Below are 2083 nucleotides of genomic sequence, written 5' to 3' on the forward strand. Positions count from 1 at the left end.
CCGCTCCGGCGGGCGCGCGGCCCGGCGGCCGTTCCGGTGTCCGCGGCGGCGCGGCCCGGCGGTGCTGAACCACTGAACTCCGCTGAACACCCGCCCCCCGTACGGGCGGCCGGTTTCCGCCTGTTCACCTGCGGGAAGCTAGGCGTCACAAGCATTCCCCTCCCTAGGATGGCGTCGTGGACAGCTGGATCTGGTGGCTCCTGGCCGCCGTCGGCCTCGGCATACCGCTGGTGATCACCGCGATGCCGGAGTTCGCCATGTTCGCGATCGGGGCGGGTGCCGCGGCGCTCACCGCGGCCCTCGGGGCCGGGGTGGTGCCGCAGTTCCTGGTGTTCGTCGCGGTGTCGGTCGCCCTCCTGGTGTTCGTCCGGCCGATCGCGTACCGCCAGTTGCAGAACGGCCCGGCGATCAAGACGGGCATCGAGGCGCTCGAGGGCGCCACCGCAGTCGTACAGGAGAAGGTCGACGGGGAGGGCGGCCGGATCAAGCTCAACGGCGAGATCTGGTCGGCCCGGGCACTCCACCCCGGCAGTGTCTACGAGCCGGGGCAGCAGGTCGACGTCGTCGAAATCCAGGGCGCCACCGCCCTGGTCGTCTAGGGGAGAATCGTGGAACCCGTCCTCATCGTGCTGGTCGTCCTGGTCGTGGTGGCCTTCATCGCGCTGATCAAGACGATCCAGGTGATCCCGCAGGCCAGCGCGGCGATCGTGGAGCGCTTCGGCCGCTACACCCGCACGCTGAGCGCGGGACTCAACATCGTGGTGCCGTTCATCGACACCATCCGCAACCGCATCGACCTCCGCGAGCAGGTCGTGCCGTTCCCGCCGCAGCCGGTCATCACCTCGGACAACCTGGTCGTCAACATCGACACCGTCATCTACTACCAGGTGACCGACCCGCGGGCCGCGACCTACGAGGTCGCCAGCTACATCCAGGCCATCGAGCAGCTCACCGTCACCACGCTGCGCAACATCATCGGCTCGATGGACCTCGAGTCCACCCTGACCTCCCGCGAGGTCATCAACGCGGGCCTGCGCGGCGTCCTCGACGAGGCCACCGGCCGCTGGGGCATCCGCGTCAACCGCGTCGAGCTGAAGGCGATCGAGCCGCCGACCTCCATCCAGGACTCGATGGAGAAGCAGATGCGTGCCGACCGCGACAAGCGCGCCGCGATCCTCACCGCCGAGGGCGCCCGGCAGGCCCAGATCCTGCGCGCCGAGGGCGAGAAGCAGGCCGCCGTCCTGCAGGCCGAGGGCGAGGCGCAGGCCGCGGTGCTGCGCGCCGACGGTGAGGCCGCCGCGATCCGCACCGTCTTCGAGGCCATCCACGAGGGCGACGCCGACCAGAAGCTGCTCGCCTACCAGTACCTGCAGACCCTGCCCGAGCTCGCCAAGGGCGACTCCAACAAGCTGTGGATCATCCCGAGCGAGGTCGGCGACGCGCTCAAGGGCCTCGGCGGTGCCTTCACCGGCCTGACCGGGGGCAACGGCGCCGGCCCGGCCGCCGCGGCCGCCCCGCGCCCGGTGGACACCGAGACCAAGCACATCGGCCGCCCCCGGGTCGAGACCACCCGCGAGTACCCGCGGATCGACCCCGAGTGAGCCTGCCGTAAGGCCCCGGCAGACCCCTCCGGCCTGCGCCGCCCGTACCGGGCCGGCGCAGGCCGGCTCCGCATGTCGCACCCGGGCATGTCACACCCGTACGGGCTGCGTCGTCCCCCTGGCATGAGAATCGCCATCGTCGGAGGAACGGGGACGCTGGGAAGCCACGTCACCGAGGAACTGCGCGCCCGCGGCCACGAGGTCCGGGTGCTGAGCCGCCGCTCGCCCGAGCACCCGGTCGACCTGACCACCGGGGCCGGACTGGCCGCCGCCCTGGCCGGCTGCGAGGTCGTGGTCGACGCCGCCAACAGCCGCTCGGCGAAGGGCGCCGAACGCACCCTGGTCGACGGCACCAGGCACCTGCTCGCCGCCGAACGCGCCGCCGGCGTCGGCCACCACGTCTGTGTCTCGATCGTCGGCTGCGACCGGGTGCCGGTCGGCTACTACGCGGTGAAGACCGCCCAGGAGCGGGCCGTCGCCGA

General features: G+C 71.9%; 3 protein-coding genes. All 3 read left to right on the forward strand.

The window, feature by feature from the left end; genetic code table 11:
- The first annotated feature begins 188 nt into the window (after positions 1-188).
- A complete protein-coding gene (locus ABZ641_RS34490) occupies positions 189-599 on the forward strand; it encodes an NfeD family protein (protein WP_344622035.1) in 411 nt (136 codons plus the stop codon).
- A gap of 9 nt (positions 600-608) precedes the next feature.
- Positions 609-1601 (forward strand): SPFH domain-containing protein, encoded by a 993-nt coding sequence (locus ABZ641_RS34495; RefSeq protein ID WP_344621898.1) that lies wholly within the window; start codon positions 609-611, stop codon positions 1599-1601.
- A 123-nt stretch (positions 1602-1724) separates the two neighbouring features.
- A partial coding sequence (locus ABZ641_RS34500) for an NAD(P)H-binding protein (protein ID WP_359988285.1) occupies positions 1725-2083 on the forward strand: 359 nt, incomplete at its 3' end.

Origin of the sequence: Kitasatospora sp. NPDC007106 (assembly GCF_040634455.1) — a bacterium.
GTDB classification, from domain to species: Bacteria; Actinomycetota; Actinomycetes; order Streptomycetales; family Streptomycetaceae; genus Kitasatospora; species Kitasatospora arboriphila.